Source organism: Streptococcus sp. CF8_St5-17 (assembly GCF_024295665.1).
In the GTDB taxonomy this organism is placed as follows: Bacteria; Bacillota; Bacilli; order Lactobacillales; family Streptococcaceae; genus Streptococcus.
In genome coordinates, this window is sequence record NZ_JANCOU010000007.1 from 14,291 (window position 1) to 31,415 (window position 17,125).

General features: G+C 41.2%; 12 protein-coding genes. 10 read left to right on the top strand and 2 right to left on the bottom strand.

Annotated elements, in window-relative coordinates:
* Positions 1-267: 267 nt before the first annotated feature.
* Complete coding sequence (locus NMM19_RS06480) at positions 268-2,352, bottom strand: GH92 family glycosyl hydrolase (RefSeq protein WP_178895603.1); 2,085 nt, start codon at positions 2,350-2,352, stop codon at positions 268-270.
* A gap of 171 nt (positions 2,353-2,523) precedes the next feature.
* Between NMM19_RS06480 and NMM19_RS06485 the strand changes: the two genes are divergently transcribed.
* From NMM19_RS06485 to NMM19_RS06530, 10 genes are all read left to right on the top strand, one after another.
* On the top strand, positions 2,524-3,804 hold the full coding sequence (locus tag NMM19_RS06485) for a glycoside hydrolase family 125 protein (RefSeq protein ID WP_178895602.1): 1,281 nt from the start codon (positions 2,524-2,526) through the stop codon (positions 3,802-3,804).
* A gap of 77 nt (positions 3,805-3,881) precedes the next feature.
* Positions 3,882-6,527: an alpha-mannosidase gene (locus NMM19_RS06490; protein ID WP_178895601.1), complete on the top strand. Its 2,646-nt coding sequence runs from the start codon at positions 3,882-3,884 to the stop codon at positions 6,525-6,527.
* Between the two features lie 84 nt (positions 6,528-6,611).
* A complete protein-coding gene (locus NMM19_RS06495; protein WP_178895600.1) occupies positions 6,612-7,481 on the top strand; it encodes an ROK family protein in 870 nt (289 codons plus the stop codon).
* Positions 7,475-9,355, top strand: coding sequence for a beta-N-acetylhexosaminidase (locus NMM19_RS06500; RefSeq protein WP_178895599.1), 1,881 nt, complete (start codon positions 7,475-7,477; stop codon positions 9,353-9,355). Before NMM19_RS06495 ends, NMM19_RS06500 begins: the two co-directional genes overlap by 7 nt.
* A gap of 202 nt (positions 9,356-9,557) precedes the next feature.
* A complete protein-coding gene (locus NMM19_RS06505; protein ID WP_178895598.1) occupies positions 9,558-10,487 on the top strand; it encodes a sugar ABC transporter permease in 930 nt (309 codons plus the stop codon).
* Between the two features lie 13 nt (positions 10,488-10,500).
* Positions 10,501-11,421 carry a carbohydrate ABC transporter permease gene (locus NMM19_RS06510; RefSeq protein ID WP_178895597.1) on the top strand — a complete coding sequence of 307 codons (921 nt, stop codon included), beginning with the start codon at positions 10,501-10,503 and terminating at the stop codon, positions 11,419-11,421.
* 107 nt (positions 11,422-11,528) lie between these two features.
* A complete protein-coding gene (locus tag NMM19_RS06515; RefSeq protein ID WP_178895596.1) occupies positions 11,529-13,013 on the top strand; it encodes an ABC transporter substrate-binding protein in 1,485 nt (494 codons plus the stop codon).
* 158 nt (positions 13,014-13,171) lie between these two features.
* Complete coding sequence (locus NMM19_RS06520; RefSeq protein WP_178895595.1) at positions 13,172-13,861, top strand: CPBP family intramembrane glutamic endopeptidase; 690 nt, start codon at positions 13,172-13,174, stop codon at positions 13,859-13,861.
* 128 nt (positions 13,862-13,989) lie between these two features.
* On the top strand, positions 13,990-14,976 hold the full coding sequence (locus tag NMM19_RS06525; protein WP_178895594.1) for a rhodanese-related sulfurtransferase: 987 nt from the start codon (positions 13,990-13,992) through the stop codon (positions 14,974-14,976).
* Between the two features lie 124 nt (positions 14,977-15,100).
* Entirely contained in the window at positions 15,101-15,961 is an 861-nt protein-coding gene (locus tag NMM19_RS06530) for a DUF4299 family protein (protein ID WP_178895593.1), read from the top strand.
* 103 nt (positions 15,962-16,064) lie between these two features.
* Here NMM19_RS06530 and NMM19_RS06535 read toward each other — a convergent pair whose 3' ends face one another.
* The gene (locus tag NMM19_RS06535) at positions 16,065-17,045 is read right to left on the bottom strand and encodes a DUF6574 domain-containing protein (protein ID WP_178895592.1); all 981 of its coding nucleotides are present in this window, start codon (positions 17,043-17,045) and stop codon (positions 16,065-16,067) included.
* Between the last annotated feature and the right edge of the window lie 80 nt (positions 17,046-17,125).

Genomic DNA, 17,125 nt, shown 5'->3' on the forward strand with positions numbered 1-17,125 from the left:
TAGCCTATCAAAAATATTTTTATAGCTATCATTTGTAAAGGAGACAAGAAATTTAGGAATTATAAGAGAGGATAATCTGGGATAAAGCCTCATTGGACAAGGGTTCTAACAGCATTTCTATTGCAAATCATATATAATTTGGTTGGAGATTTGTTTTGGAAAATCTTGAAAATATTTTCCGAAGAAAGTTTGAAGGTTATTCACAGTTTGTGGATAACTTTATATTGATAAGAAAACTCCTTTATGTACGACAAAGGGGTTTGGTTATTAATGCTTCGGTAACCAACTGAGATTAAAGTCAAGGGTTTGAGCATTAAGCAGTTCCTGATGACTGATGGTTTGTTTTTCTTTCCCGTCCAATCGACAGTCTTGTACAAAGTGGAAATGTTCATGATTTTGCTGAGTACGAATATCCAACCACTGCTCTTTTTCTGCCAGATAGACACGCAGATGATCAAAGAGTGGAATCCCAAGGTCGTAAGATGCTTTTCCTGGACAGGTTGGGTAAAGCCCAAGAGCAGACCAGACATACCAAGCTGATAGACTACCGTTATCCTCGTCTCCTGGATAAGCATCCCAGTCAGATCGAAAGGCTTTTTGACGAAGGGTCTTGATTAAGAGACTGGTATATTGAGAATAATTACTGTAGCGGAAAAGGTAAGGGATGTGGAAACTTGGTTGGTTTGAAATGGCTAGTTGACCAAATGGCGCTGTTGCCATTTCGCTCATTTCATGGATTTCATAACCATAGCCGGTCGTTTCAAAGAGAGGGAGACTTTGACAAGTTTTCAAAAGATAGTTACTAAAGGATTCTTTTCCCCCCATTAGTTGGCTAAGTCCAGAAATATCATGTAAGACACCGAGACTGGCTTGAACGGCTGAACACTCAGCGTAGTCACGACCCCAACTATAAGGAGAAAAGTCAGGACGGAAGTTGCCATCTACATCACGCGCCCTCATGTAGCCTGTTTCAGGGTCAAATAGATTTTGATAATTCTTAGAATATTGGGAATAAGTTTGTGCTAGTTCTTCTTGACCCAATTTTGCTGCGCAGGTAGAGATGCAAAAATCACTATAAGCATAGTCCAGTGTATGACTGACACTTTCATGATAATCTGTGGATAGGTAGCCAAGTTCTTGGTATTGAGCAAGACCGTGTCGCCCGTTGACAGCTTTTGGATCTGCCTTGGTCGCAGTTTCAATCATGGCTTTGAGAAATTCTTCTTCAAGTTCAGGTGCCATGCCTTTACAAGCGCTATCTGCAATAAGACCATCAATCAAAGTACCAGGCATCATTCCTCGTTCGTCAGGAGCAAGCCACTTAGGGAGATAGCCAGTGTCGCGGTAGCTATTAAGGAAGCCCTCAAGAAATTGGTGATAGTATTCCGGAATAATCAAGGCAAAGAGTGGGAATGAAGTGCGGAAGGTATCCCAAAAACCATTGTTGGTATAGAGTAGACCAGGCTTGATCGTTCCTGAAGCAAGGCCCATATGAATATTCTCGCCCTGCTCATTCACCTCATAAAATGTTTGCGGGAAGAGGAAAAGCCTGTAGAGGCAGTGGTCAAAAAATGTTCGGTCTACTGAGCCGGTTTCTACGACATCAAAACGGCCCAGAAGGTCTTCCCAACTATCTTTAGCATCTGCTTTTGTTTCTTCAAAATCTTGTTTAGGGAGATTAAAGAGGGCTTGCTCTTTGGAAATAAAGGAAGTTGCCAGTTGAACTTGAGCTTCTGCTCCAGCCAAGTCAATACGCCAGTCTTCCCCCTCTTGATTGATAGATTTAATATCCGTAGAGAATGCGAGGACAGTGAACATGACTAGGGGACTTTTGTTTGTTTCTGTTAATCCACTTTGTCGAAAGTCGATAGTACGATTATCCACTTGCTCTAATGTTAAATCATCAGCTGCACGAATATAGAGCGAGAGGTGCTGGCCTTGTGTTTGTCTTAGTTGGATAGAAGCTCCATAGCAAGTCGGTGTGAGTTGAGTTTCAATCTGGTAACGTTCAGAAAAAATTCTGAGATAATGGGGATTGAAAATGGCACGCTCCAAGTTATAGGAAGACTGACGATAGAAGAGCGTGTCACCGCTGATTTTTCCTGTAACAGGAGTCAGTAGTAACCAAGAATAATCACCAATCCAAGGGCTAGGCTGATGGGTTAATCGAATACCCTGAAATATGGGAAGATGGGGATCAAAAAACCAAGATCCTTCCTGATCACTAGTTTGTGGAACAAAGTAATTCATCCCAAAAGGCACTCCAGTGTAGGGTAGTGTATTGCCTCGTGAAAAGGCATGCTTGCTCGCGGTGCCAAAACGCGTATCAATGGTTTCAAGTATAGGTTTCATAGTGGTTCCTTAGTTAGTTTTTTACATTATATCAGAAAAAGGAGACTTTTAGAAAATGACTTTCAAATATAACAATTTTGTAGAATAATGACTAACATTTGTGTATATATTTTCTGGACTAAAAGCTATATACTGAAAATGAAAATTTGTTTGAAAGAGGCAAAATAGTTTATGGTTTATTCAAAAGAAATTGTTAGAGAGTGGCTAGATGAGGTAGCGGAGCGTGCTAAAGATCATCCGGAATGGGTGGATGTCTTTGAACGTTGCTACACAGACACTTTAGACAATACAGTTGAAATCTTAGAAGACGGCTCGACCTTTGTGCTAACCGGGGATATTCCAGCTATGTGGCTCCGTGATTCAACTGCTCAGCTTAGACCATACCTTCATGTGGCAAAAAGAGACCCTCGTTTGCGCCAGACCATTGCTGGCTTGGTTAAACGCCAGATGGCTTTGATTCTCAAGGATCCCTATGCCAACTCTTTCAATATTGAGGAGAACTGGAAGGGTCATCACGAGACAGACCATACAGACCTCAATGGCTGGATTTGGGAACGTAAGTATGAAGTGGATTCGCTTTGCTATCCCTTGCAATTGGCTTATCTCCTTTGGAAGGAAACTGGTGAGACGAGTCAATTTGATGAAATCTTTGTCACCGCGGCCAAGGAAATCCTTCATCTTTGGACGGTGGAGCAAGATCACAATAATTCACCATACCGTTTCGTTCGTGACACTGATCGCAAGGAGGATACCTTGGTAAATGATGGATTTGGTCCTGACTTTGCCGTGACAGGAATGACCTGGTCAGCCTTCCGTCCAAGTGATGACTGCTGTCAGTATAGCTACTTGATTCCGTCGAATATGTTTGCAGTGGTTGTCTTGGGTTATGTCCAAGAAATCTTTGCAGAATTGACTCTAGCCGATAGCGAAAGTATTATTGCTGATGCCAAACGCCTCCAAACTGAGATTCAAGAAGGGATCGAAAATTACGCCTACACTACAAATAGTAAGGGTGAAAAGATTTATGCCTTTGAGGTAGACGGTCTAGGAAATGCTAGCATCATGGACGATCCTAACGTGCCAAGTTTGTTGGCTGCTCCATATCTTGGTTACTGTGATGTCAATGACGAAGTGTATCAAGCCACTCGTCGCACTATTCTGAGCCCTGAAAATCCATACTTCTACCAAGGAGAATACGCTAGTGGACTCGGAAGTTCACATACCTTCTACCGCTATATCTGGCCGATTGCTCTATCTATCCAAGGATTGACAACGACGGATAAGGCGGAGAAAAAACATTTGCTAGATCAACTCGTTGCCTGCGATGGTGGAACAGGTGTCATGCACGAAAGCTTCCACGTAGACGATCCGACTCTCTACTCTCGTGAATGGTTCTCATGGGCCAACATGATGTTCTGCGAATTGGTCTTGGATTACCTAGATATTCGCTAATAAGCCTTAGCTCAATAGATTCTTGTACAGAATCACAAATATATTTTTAAATTTAAGTTAGAATGAGGTTTTACTCCATGGAAAATGTTGTTGTACATATTATTTCTCACAGTCACTGGGATCGTGAGTGGTATCTACCTTTTGAAAGTCACCGGATGCAATTGGTGGAACTTTTTGACAATCTTTTTGATCTTTTTGAAAATGATCCTGAGTTCAAGAGCTTCCACCTAGATGGACAAACCATTGTCCTCGATGACTATTTAGAAATTCGCCCTGAAAACCGTGACAAGGTGCAGCGTTATATCGACGAAGGGAAACTCAAGATTGGACCATTCTACATCTTGCAGGATGATTATTTGATTTCCAGTGAAGCCAATGTCCGCAATACCTTGATTGGCCAAGCTGAATGTGCTAAATGGGGTAAATCAACTCAGATTGGTTACTTTCCAGATACTTTTGGAAATATGGGGCAAGCTCCTCAAATCCTTCAAAAATCAGGTATTCACGTAGCAGCCTTTGGTCGTGGTGTCAAACCGATCGGCTTTGACAACCAAGTCCTCGAAGATGAGCAGTTTACCTCTCAATTTTCTGAGATGTACTGGCAAGGTGCGGATGGTAGCCGTGTGCTCGGCATTCTATTTGCTAACTGGTACAGTAACGGGAACGAAATTCCAGTAGATAAAGATGAAGCCTTGACCTTCTGGAAACAAAAATTGGCAGACGTCCGTGACTATGCTTCTACTAACCAATGGTTGATGATGAACGGATGTGATCACCAACCAGTTCAACGAAATTTGAGTGAAGCCATTCGTGTGGCAAACGAACTTTTCCCTGACGTGACCTTTGTTCACAGCTCCTTTGATGAATACGTTCAAGCAGTGGAAAGTGCACTTCCTGAACATCTATCAACAGTTACAGGTGAGTTGACTAGCCAGGAAACTGATGGTTGGTACACCCTTGCTAACACCTCTTCTTCACGCGTTTATCTCAAACAAGCCTTCCAAGAAAACAGCAATTTGTTGGAGCAAGTAGTAGAACCTTTGACCATCATTACTGGTGGACATAACCACAAGGATCAATTGACCTATGCTTGGAAAGTACTCTTGCAAAATGCACCACACGATAGCATCTGTGGATGCAGTATTGATGAAGTACACCGTGAAATGGAAACTCGTTTTGCCAAGGTCAATCAGGTTGGAAACTTTGTCAAGACCAACCTTCTCAATGAGTGGAAACATAAAATAGCAACTCAAGAAGCGCAAAGTGACCACCTCTTTACGGTTGTCAATACAACTTTACATGACAAGGTTGATACAGTCAGTGTTGTAGTGGATGTTGTGACTTGTGATTTCAAAGAATTGCACCCAACAGAAGGTTACAAGAAGATGGCAGCTGTGACCTTGCCAGATTACCATGTTGAAGATTTGGATGGCCATGTCCTTGAAGCCAAGATTGAAGACTTGGGAGCAAGTTTTGGTTATACCTTGCCTAAGGATAAATTCCGCCAACCATATATTGCACGCCAAGTTCGCGTGACAATCCCAGTCCACCTTGCTCCGCTTTCTTGGGCAAGCTTCCAATTGGTCGAAGGTCAAGTAGATCACCGTGATGGTATTTACCAAAATGGAGTCATTGATACACCATTCGTGACAGTGAGTGTAGATGAAGGAATTACAGTCTACGACAAGACTACTAACGAAGCCTACGAAGATTTCATCCAATTCGAGGACCGTGGAGATATCGGGAATGAGTACATTTATTTCCAACCAAAAGGAACTGAGCCAATCTACGCTCAACTGAAAGGCTATGAAGTCTTAGAAAACAATGCTCGCTATGCTAAGGTTTTGCTCAAACATGACTTGACTATTCCAGTTAGCGCAGATGAAAAATTGGATGCTGAACAAAGAGGTATCATCGAGTTCATGAAACGAGATGCAGGTCGTTCAGAAGAGTTGACAACCATTCCTCTTGAAACAGAAATGACTGTCTTTGTGGACAATCCACAGATTCGCTTCAAGACTCGCTTTACCAATACAGCCAAAGACCACCGCATTCGTCTCTTGGTCAAAACTCATAACACACGCCCAAGTAATGATTCTGAAAGCATCTATGAAGTTGTGACAAGACCAAATAAACCGGCAGCTTCTTGGGAAAATCCTGAAAATCCACAACACCAACAAGCCTTTGTCAGTTTGTATGATGATGTAAAAGGAGTGACCGTATCCAATAAAGGATTGCACGAATACGAAATCCTTGGAGACGACACCATGGCTGTAACTCTTCTCCGTGCTTCAGGTGAGCTAGGTGACTGGGGCTACTTCCCAACGCCAGAAGCCCAGTGCTTGCGCGATATCGAAGTTGAGTTTGCAGTAGAATGCCATCAAGCAGGCGAACGTTTCTCAGCCTTCCGTCGTGCAAAAGCCTTCCAGGTGCCATTTACAGCCCTTCAAGTTGCAAAACAAGAAGGTAGCGTTGCTGCAACAGGTAGTCTCTTCAACCATGCAGCCCTCAACTTGCCACAAGTCTGCCCAACAGCCTTTAAAGTTGCTGAAAATGAAGAAGGATACGTCCTTCGTTACTACAATATGAGTCAAGAAAATGTTCGCGTGTCTGAAAAACAACAAACCATTCTTGATTTGTTGGAACGCCCATATCCAGTTCATTCAGGACTATTGGCACCACAGGAAATTCGTACAGAATTGATCAAAAAAGAAGAAATTTAATTTCAACAAGAAAACATAAACAGAAAGGAGGAGCGAAAAAGTAAGGACCAACTGCTGATTCGCTCCTTTTTACAGGTGAAAGCCATGACCCTTGCAACCATTGATATTGGAGGAACTGGCATTAAGTTTGCTAGTCTAACTCCTGATGGAAAGATTTTAGATAAGATCAGCACACCGACGCCAGAGACTCTAGAAGAGTTGCTTGCTTGGTTGGACCAACGTTTGTCAGAACAAGACTATCGTGGGATTGCTATGAGTGTGCCAGGTGCAGTTAACCAAGAAACAGGAGTGATTGAGGGAATTAGCGCCATTCCTTACATCCATGGTTTTTCTTGGTATGAGGCCCTTGCTCATCACAAACTACCTGTTCATTTAGAAAATGATGCCAACTGCGTTGGGCTGAGTGAATTGCTGGCGCATCCTGAGATTGAAAATGCAGCCTGTGTTGTCATTGGTACAGGAATCGGTGGAGCCATGATTATCAATGGGAAGCTACACCGTGGTCGTCATGGTTTGGGCGGTGAGTTTGGCTACATGACAACCATCGAGCCTGCAGAAAAGCTCAATAACTGGTCGTTACTAGCTTCTACGGGGAACATGGTTCGTTATGTGATTGAGAAATCAGGTCAGTCTGACTGGGATGGCCGTAAGATTTACCAAGAAGCTGCAGCCGGCAATGCTCTTTGCCAGGAAGCCATTGAGCGTATGAATCGTAATCTTGCTCAAGGCCTGCTCAATATCCAGTATCTCATTGATCCAGATGTGATTAGCCTAGGTGGCTCTATCAGTCAAAACCCAGATTTTATCAAAGGTGTGCAAAAAGCAGTAGATACCTTTGTGGAAAGATATGAAGAATATACAATCGCTCCAGTCATCCAAGCTTGCACCTATCACGCAGATGCCAATCTCTACGGTGCCCTTGTCAACTGGTTACAGGAGGAAAACCAATGGTAAGTTTTACAGGACTTAGTCCCAAACAAGCCCAATCTATCGAAGTATTAAAAAATCACATTTCTCTACCAGATGTAGAGGTGGCAGTCGCTCAGTCTGATCAGGCCTCCATCTCTATCAAGGGTGAGGGTGGCCACTATCAATTGACCTATCGAAAACCTCATCAACTCTATCGTGCCTTGTCTGTGCTAGCAACAGCTTTAGAAGAAGGTGATAAGGTAGAGATTGAAGAACAAGCAGCTTATGAAGATTTAGCCTACATGGCTGACTGTTCGCGCAATGCCGTGCTCAATGTCGCATCTGCCAAGCAGATGATTGAAGTCTTAGCTCTGATGGGTTATTCAACCTTTGAGCTCTACATGGAAGACACTTATCAAATTGAAGGACAACCTTACTTTGGTTATTTCCGTGGGGCTTATTCAGCTGAGGAATTACAGGAAATCGAAGCATACGCTCAGCAGTTTGACATGACCTTTGTCCCATGTATCCAAACCCTGGCCCACTTATCAGCCTTTGTCAAATGGGGTGTCAAAGAAGTCCAGCAACTCCGCGATGTAGAAGACATTCTTCTCATCGGTGAAGAAAAAGTCTACGACCTGATTGACGGTATGTTTGCGACGTTATCTAAACTACAAACTCGCAAGGTCAATATCGGAATGGACGAAGCTCACCTAGTTGGTTTGGGACGTTACCTTATCCTGAACGGTGTGGTTGATCGGAGTCTCCTCATGTGCCAACACTTGGAGCGCGTGCTGGATATTGCAGACAAGTATGGTTTCCACTGCCAGATGTGGAGCGATATGTTCTTCAAGCTTATGTCAGCAGATGGGCAGTATGATCGTGATGTGGAAATTCCAGAGGAAACGCGCGTTTATCTTGATCGTCTCAAAGACCGTGTGACCTTGGTTTACTGGGATTATTATCAGGATAGCGAAGAAAAATACAACCGTAACTTCCGTAATCACCACAAGATTAGCCAGGATATCGCTTTTGCAGGTGGTGCCTGGAAGTGGATTGGCTTTACACCACACAACCATTTCAGTCGTCTTATCGCTCTTGAAGCTAATAAAGCCTGTCGTGCTAATCAGATCAAGGAAGTCATCGTGACGGGTTGGGGGGACAATGGTGGGGAAACAGCCCAGTTCTCTATCTTTCCAAGCTTGCAAATCTGGGCAGAACTCAGCTACCGCAATGATTTAGACCGTTTGTCAGCTCATTTCAAGACCAATACAGGTTTATCGGTTGAAGACTTCATGCAACTTGACCTTGCTAACCTCTTGCCAGATCTACCAGATAATCTCAGTGGGATTAACCCTAACCGTTATGTCTTTTATCAGGATGTTCTCTGCCCAATTCTTGACAAGCACATGACACCTGAACAGGACAAGCCACACTTTGCCCAAGCAGCTGAGACTCTTACTACTATCAAAGAAAAAGCAGGCATTTACGCTTATCTTTTCGAAACTCAGGCACAGTTGAATGCCATTTTAAGTAGTAAAGTGGATGTGGGGCGACGTATCCGTCAAGTTTATCAAGCTGATGATAAAGACAGTTTGCAAGGAATAGCTAGAGGAGAATTGCCAAAACTCAGAAGCCAGATTGAAATCTTCCATGCTCTCTTTAGTCAACAATGGTTGAAAGAAAACAAGGTCTTTGGCTTGGATACAGTAGACATTCGTATGGGTGGGCTCTTGCAACGGATCAAGCGCGCAGAAAGTCGCATTGAAAACTATCTAGCAGGCGAAATCTCTCGTATCGACGAACTAGAAGTAGAGATCTTGCCATTCAACGATTTCTACGGGGATCAGGACTTCGCAGCCACAACGGCTAACCAGTGGCATACTATTGCGACAGCTTCGACCATTTATACAACCTAGGAAAACTCTATTCAGGAAGAAAGTTTCTCGTGAAACATCCTTCTTATATAAAAAAGCTCTCCACATAAAATAATTTGTGGAGTTTTTTCTATAATTTGTAGTTTAAACTGTCCTAAAAATAAGAGTATACTATTTTTGTAAACGTTATCAAATTTAAAAATGTGAGATTATGAAGTTTTAGAAAATAAAAAGGGAGGAAATTATGAACAAGTTTTCAAAAACTTTAAGAGATAATTGGATTTTTCTCTTAATGGTTCTACCAGGAACAATTTGGTTGATTTTATTCTTCTACATTCCAGTTTTTGGGAATGTGGTTGCCTTCAAAGACTACCATATGACTGGTGAAGGATTCGTCCACAGTATTATAAATAGTAAATGGGTCGGACTAGATAACTTTAAATTCTTGTTTAGTTCCAAGGATGCCTTTGTCATCACTCGAAACACTGTACTTTACAACCTTGGATTTATCTTTATCGGTTTAATTGTGTCAGTTGGTATCGCCATTATCCTTAGTGAACTTCGCTCTAAGCAAATGGTTAAAATCTACCAAACATCTATGTTGTTCCCTTACTTCCTATCTTGGGTTATCATCAGTTTCTTTACAGATGCTTTCCTAAACATCGATAAAGGGCTTATCAACCACACCTTAGAAGCTCTTGGAATGAAGGGTATTAACTTCTACGCTGATGTAAGTATTTGGCCTTACCTTCTCCTTTTCCTAGGTATCTGGAAAGGCTTTGGATATAGTAGTGTGATGTACTACGCAACTATCATGGGTATTGACCCAACTTACTACGAAGCAGCGACAGTGGACGGTGCTAGCAAATGGCAACGTATCCGTAACGTAACCATCCCTCAGTTGACACCGCTTGTGACAGTATTGACCATCCTTGCAGTCGGAAATATCTTCCGTGCAGACTTCGGTCTCTTCTACCAAATCCCTCACAACGCAGGTCAGCTCTATAGTGTAACAAATGTATTGGACGTCTATGTCTTTAACGGATTGACTCAGACAGCAGATATCGGTATGGCTTCAGCAGCCGGTCTCTACCAGTCAGTCGTCGGTTTGATTCTCGTTATCCTATCAAACTTACTTGCAAGACGTGTTGATCCTAACTCAGCACTATTCTAGAAAGGAGGAGCATATGGCAAAAAAAATTCAAAAAGAAAAAATTGATAATGTTGGCATACACTCCTTCAGCAAAAAGGCAGATATTTTCTTTAGTATCATATCTGGTTTGCTGGCCTTCTCTTGTATCTTGCCTTTCATCTTCGTAATCATTATTTCAGTTACAGACGAAAAAAGTATTGTTCAATATGGATATAGTTTCTTCCCTTCTAAGTTTGGTGTAGATGGATTCCAATTCTTGGCTCAATTTAAAGACAAAATTTTGCAAGCACTCTTTATCTCAACCTTTGTGACAGTTGTCGGTACCTTGACAAACGTATTCATCACAACAACATACGCTTATGCCATCTCACGTTCAACATTTAAGTATCGCAAATTCTTTACAATCTTTGCTCTTCTTAGTATGTTGTTCAATGCTGGTTTGGTACCAGGCTATATCGTGGTAACTCAGCTACTTCACTTGGGTGATACTATTTGGGCCTTGATTGTTCCGATGCTTCTATCACCATTCAACATCATGTTGATGCGGTCTTTCTTCAAGAAAACCATTCCAGAAGCAATCCTCGAATCGGCTCGTATTGATGGTGCTAGTGAGGCGCGGATCTTCTTCCAAATCTGTTTACCACTCTCTCTTCCAGGGATTGCGACTATCACACTTTTGACAGCACTTGGATTCTGGAACGACTGGTTCAATGCCCTTCTTTACATCAAGAGTGACAACTTGTATCCATTGCAATATTTGCTCATGCAAATTCAAAACAACATGGATTACATTGCTAAGTCAGTTGGGATGTCAGGACAACTTGCAGTTGCCCTACCAAAAGAAACAGGCCGTATGGCTATGGTTGTAGTTGCAACTATTCCGATCGCGATTCTATATCCGTTCTTCCAACGCTACTTTGTAAAAGGTTTGACTATCGGTGGTGTTAAAGAATAAGAGACGCTGAGAAACAAGCTTTCTCTTCTCTATCTAACTTTTCATCATAAGGAAAGTTACTCATTAAAATTGTTTATAAATTAAAAATAAAAAAAGGAGTTTTTATCATGAAAAACTGGAAAAAATATGCTTTTGCTTCTGCTAGCCTTGTCGCTTTAGCTGCTAGCCTTGCAGCTTGTGGAAACCTTAAAGGAAACAACCAAAAGGCTGCTGACTCAGCTTCAGGTGATAAAACTGTTATCAAAATGTACCAAATCGGTGACAAACCAGATAACTTGGATGAATTGCTAGAAAATGCAAACAAAATCATCGGAGAAAAAGTTGGTGCTAAATTGGATATCCAATACCTTGGTTGGGGTGACTACGGTAAGAAAATGTCAGTTATCACTTCATCAGGTGAAAACTATGATATCGCATTTGCAGATAACTACGTAGTAAACGCTCAAAAGGGTGCTTATGCTGACTTGACAGAATTGTACAAGAAAGAAGGAGCTGATCTTTACAAAGCGCTTGACCCAGCTTACATCAAAGGTAACACTATAAACGGTAAAATTTACGCTGTTCCAGTTGCAGCTAACGTTGCATCTTCACAAAACTTTGCCTTCAACGGCCCACTTCTTGAAAAATATGGTATCGATATTTCAGGTGTAACTTCATACGAAACACTTGAACCAGTCTTGAAACAAATTAAAGAAAAAGCTCCAGATGTAGTGCCATTCGCTGTTGGTAAAAACTTTATTCCATCAGAAAACTTTGACTACCCAGTTGCAAATGGTCTTCCATTCGTCATCGACCTTGAAGGCGACACTACTAAGATCGTAAACCGTTACGAAGTTCCTCGTTTCGTAGAACACTTGAAGACTATGCACAAATACTATGAAGCAGGATACATTCCAAAAGACGTAGCAACTAGTGATACTTCATATGACCTTACTCAGGATACTTGGCTTGTTCGTGAAGAAACAGTGGGACCAGCTGACTACGGTAGCAGCTTGCTTTCTCGTGTTGCTAACAGAGACATCCAAATCAAACCATTTACTAACTTCATCAAGAAAAACCAAACAACTCAAGTTGCAAACTTTGTAATCTCAAACAACTCTAAGAACAAAGAAAAAGCAATGGAAGTGTTGAACCTCTTGAACACTAACCCAGAACTCTTGAACGGTCTTGTTTACGGTCCAGAAGGCAAGAACTGGGAAAAAGTTGAAGGTAAAGAAAACCGTGTTAAAGTCCTTGACGGATACAAAGGAAACACTCACATGTCAGGATGGAACACTGGTAACAACTGGATCCTTTACATCAACGAAAACGTTACAGATGAACAAATTGCACAATCTAAGAAAGATTTGGAAACTGCAAAAGAATCTCCAGCGCTTGGATTCATCTTCAACACTGACAACGTGAAATCTGAAATCTCAGCTATCACTAACACTATGCAACAATTCGATACAGCTATCAACACTGGTACTGTAGACCCAGAAAAAGCTATTCCAGAATTGATGGAAAAACTTAAATCTGAAGGTGCTTACCAAAAAGTATTGGATGAAATGCAAAAACAATACGACGAATTCTTGAAAAGCAAAAAATCATAAGAATAATTGATTTCGTGTATTCATTCCTAAAAATTGCAATCACTATCTTGTCTGGGTATTTCCAGATGGGGTGGTGATTCTTTTTAGAGTAAATACATATAATTATCTGCATTTTGAACCCAGGCATTTGCCTTACAAGTAGCGTTGGTAATAGGTACATGAAAAAATACCATCTTATTTTCAAAACTAGTGCAATCTTATCCTACTTATTTTTCGTATATGGACTTTCTCAGCTAACACTTATAATCCAAAACTACTGGCAATTTTCTTCTCAAATTGGCAATTTTTTCTGGATTCGAAATCTTGTCAGTCTAGTCTTCATCGGACTGATGGTATGGATATTAGTCAAGACAGGTCATGGATATCTTTTTGTTATTCCAAAGAAAAAATGGCTTTGGTATACAGTTTTGACGATTCTCGTAGCTGTGCTTCATATAACGTTTAATTTCCAAACGGCTAGACATGTTCAGTCTACCTATGAAGGTTGGGCCGTGTTAATCGGTTATAGTGAGACAAATTTTGCCGAGTTGGGACTCTACCTATCCTTATTTTTTCTAGGACCTCTGATGGAAGAGTTGATTTATAGAGGATTGCTCCAACATGCTTTCTTTAAAGATTCGAAATTTGGGCTTGACCTGATTCTCCCTTCGGTTTTATTTGCTCTTCCTCACTTTACAAGTTTTCCCAGTGTACTAGATATTCTTGTTTTTGCGACATTTGGAATCTTTTATGCGGGTCTAACTCGTTATACCAAGAGTATCTATCCTGGTTATATCGTTCATGTTATCAATAATATCGTTGCAACATTGCCATTTTTGTTAACATTTCTTCATCGAATATTCAGTTAAAACAAGACCTGTTTTCAAGTCTTGTTTTTAATTTTCGGTCAAATAAATTGCATTCGCTTTCTTGAGGGAGTATACTGGTATAGTTGAATGAAAAATTCTGATAATTTAATCTTAGAAAAGAGAATCTTATGGCAAAACCTATTCGTGTTTTACTTTACTATAAATATGTTCCCATCGAAAACGCAGAACAATTTGCGGCTGACCACTTGGCTTTCTGTAAGTCTATTGGCCTCAAGGGCCGTATCCTAGTGGCTGACGAAGGGATCAACGGAACTGTTTCTGGTGACTACGAAACAACGCAAAAATACATGGACTATGTTCACAGCCTTCCAGGGATGGAAGACCTCTGGTTCAAGATTGATGAAGAAGAAGAGCAAGCTTTCAAGAAGATGTTTGTTCGCTACAAAAAGGAAATCGTTCACCTTGGGTTAGAAGATGAAAACTTTGACGAGGACATCGATCCTCTTGAAACAACAGGTGCTTACTTGTCTCCAAAAGAATTCAAAGAAGCTCTTCTAGATGAAGATACCGTTGTTCTTGATACTCGCAATGACTACGAGTACGATCTTGGACATTTCCGTGGAGCTATCCGTCCGGATATCCGCAATTTCCGTGAGTTGCCACAATGGGTCCGTGATAACAAAGAAAAATTCATGGATAAACGTGTCGTTGTTTACTGTACAGGTGGAGTCCGCTGTGAGAAATTCTCAGGTTGGATGGTCCGTGAAGGCTACAAAGATGTCGGTCAATTGCACGGAGGAATTGCGACTTATGGGAAAGATCCAGAAGTTCAAGGGGAACTTTGGGATGGGAAAATGTACGTATTTGATGAACGTATCGCAGTCGATGTCAACCATGTCAATCCAACCATTGTAGGGAAAGATTGGTTTGATGGAACACCATGTGAACGCTATGTCAACTGTGGAAATCCATTCTGTAACCGCCGTATCTTGGCATCAGAAGACAACGAAGACAAATATCTCCGTGGTTGCTCACACGAGTGTCGTGTTCATCCACGCAATCGTTACGTTTTAGAGCATGAATTAACGCAAGATCAAGTTATCGAGCGTCTAGCAGCGATTGGTGAGAACCTAGATCATTCTGAAGTTATATAATAGATATTAACAGCCTTTCAGGGCTGTTTTTCTATGCTTTTGACCAAAAAATCTTAAATTTGTTTCTGCATCTTTCAGGAAAATGGTGTATACTATATGTAAACGATTTCAAAGGAGACCATTTATGGTGAAAACATTTTTTATTCCAAATAAACAAAGTATTCTAGGACAACAGGAGATTCTTACGGCCAAATCAATTTTAGGTTTAGTAGAAGGCCTAGAGTCGCATAGTTATGATGCTGTCTATCTCCGTCAACCCCTTAATCGCCTCGAGTATATCGAGTGTGGAATCGTGGGCAAATCTCAGTTCCTCTTTAAAGTTCGCTACCTAGACTCTCAAAAAGGCTATCAAGTAATCATTCCTGACTTGATTACAAGAGCTGATTGGGAGATTGTAGAAGCTCTCTTGCAAGCCTTATCTAGTAAGGTCGGTGAAGAAGTTGAAGGCTTGGCAGACTTTGATTTGGAAAATTATTTCCACGATACTGTTAAAAACTATTTGGCGGATAAGGGTGCTCGTTTGGGCTTCTGCCAAGGAATTCTATCACCTGTTTACTTTGACAAGAAGGATTTAGAAAGCTTCTTAAAAGAAGATGGTTTGGCACGTTTTGAAGCATTAGTCAAAAAGGTTCAAGGGTCGGATGCATATCCTGCCAGCGCAAAATTTTATCCAGATGGAGAAGGTAAGGTTCATGGTATCTACCACCTAGCTCAGGGAGTAAAAACTATCTTACCAAAAGAACCTGTGATTCCAGCGCCTTACGTTGAACAGTTAGTAGGCAAGGAGCTTGTATGGGAGATTGACCTGGTGAAAATCTCTGGAGATGGTTCAAAACCAGAAGACTATGAAGCAGTAGCTAGACTGGATTATCAAGCGTTTTTAGAAGCTTTGCCAAAAGAACTTTATCAGGACTTAGATGCTAACCAAGTAGAAGTAGGCCCTGTTTTAGGGAAAGATTTTGAGAACTTAGTAAAAGGTAACTAGAGGCATAAATGAAAGATATTGGTTTTAAATAATGTGAAAAGGCAGATTTTTGGTCTGCTTTTTATGTAAGATAAAATCCTGTCAAGAGTGACAGGATTTTATCTTACATAAAAGCAAGGATTCGAAGATAGTCAAAAACAAGAGCCATTTCTGCTAGGAAAAAGAGAAATAGGATGCTTCCGTTGACTAGAAAGGCTAAGAGAAGGCGATAGAAGGAGTCAACTTGACTGTCCTTGCTAGGTCTTGAAATGATATAGAGGTTACCAAGTAGAACCATGCCCATACTAATGAGGCAGAGAAGAGCCGCAAAGCGTAGACCGTTAAAGAAGGCAAAGAAGCTAGCAATACCTGTCAAGAGAATTGGGATAGCCAAGAGTCTGCTATGTACTTGAAAGGCTCTTTCCAATGTCCAATCACTGTCCTGATCGACAAAACGTTTGACTACAAATCCACCCATGAGGATAGAGAAGAAGAACAAACTTGTCGCTACCAGGATGGAGAAGATAGAAAAGAGATTTAGTGAAGGGAGATGCTGGAGAGCTTTAGAGTCGATGGCTGCCATGCGGCCGTAGTAGCCTTGCTTGGCGTGATAAACTGTAAAGAGGAAACTCGTGGCAGAAAAGATAGTTAGGAGCGCAAAAGCAGTGTAACTGTGTTTTTTATCTGTATCGAAACTTGCTGTCGGTTCTTTAAGGGCACCTTGTAACCAAATCCAAAAATCAGCCAATTCTTCTTTGAAGATTGCAGTTTTTGTAGATGTAGGGTCTGGTAAAAATGGGCTTTCCAAAGATTTGCTGGTTAAAGGTTTGCTTGTCTGAGAAACTTCTTCAACAGGTTCTTCTGACTTGTCTGTCTTTGTTACCAGTTCTTCTTCAGCTTCTTCAGTTTCTTCTTCTTCAGCCTCTACTTTTTCTAGGTCAGTTTCCTGATTTTCAGGATTGGCTTGAGGATTTTCCTCAACTACTGGCGCCTCTTCTCTTGCCTCTGAATCTTCTTCAAGGAGAACTGAGTCGGATGGGCTATCTTTTTTATCATTGTTGGCTGTTTTTTCGAAATCAGCACTTTCAAACCATTCTTGAGTCATAATAGACCTCCCTTTTTTGATTAATTTTTGAGTAGTAACTACTAGTTGTCTTTATTCATGATTTCTATAAGAAAGCATGC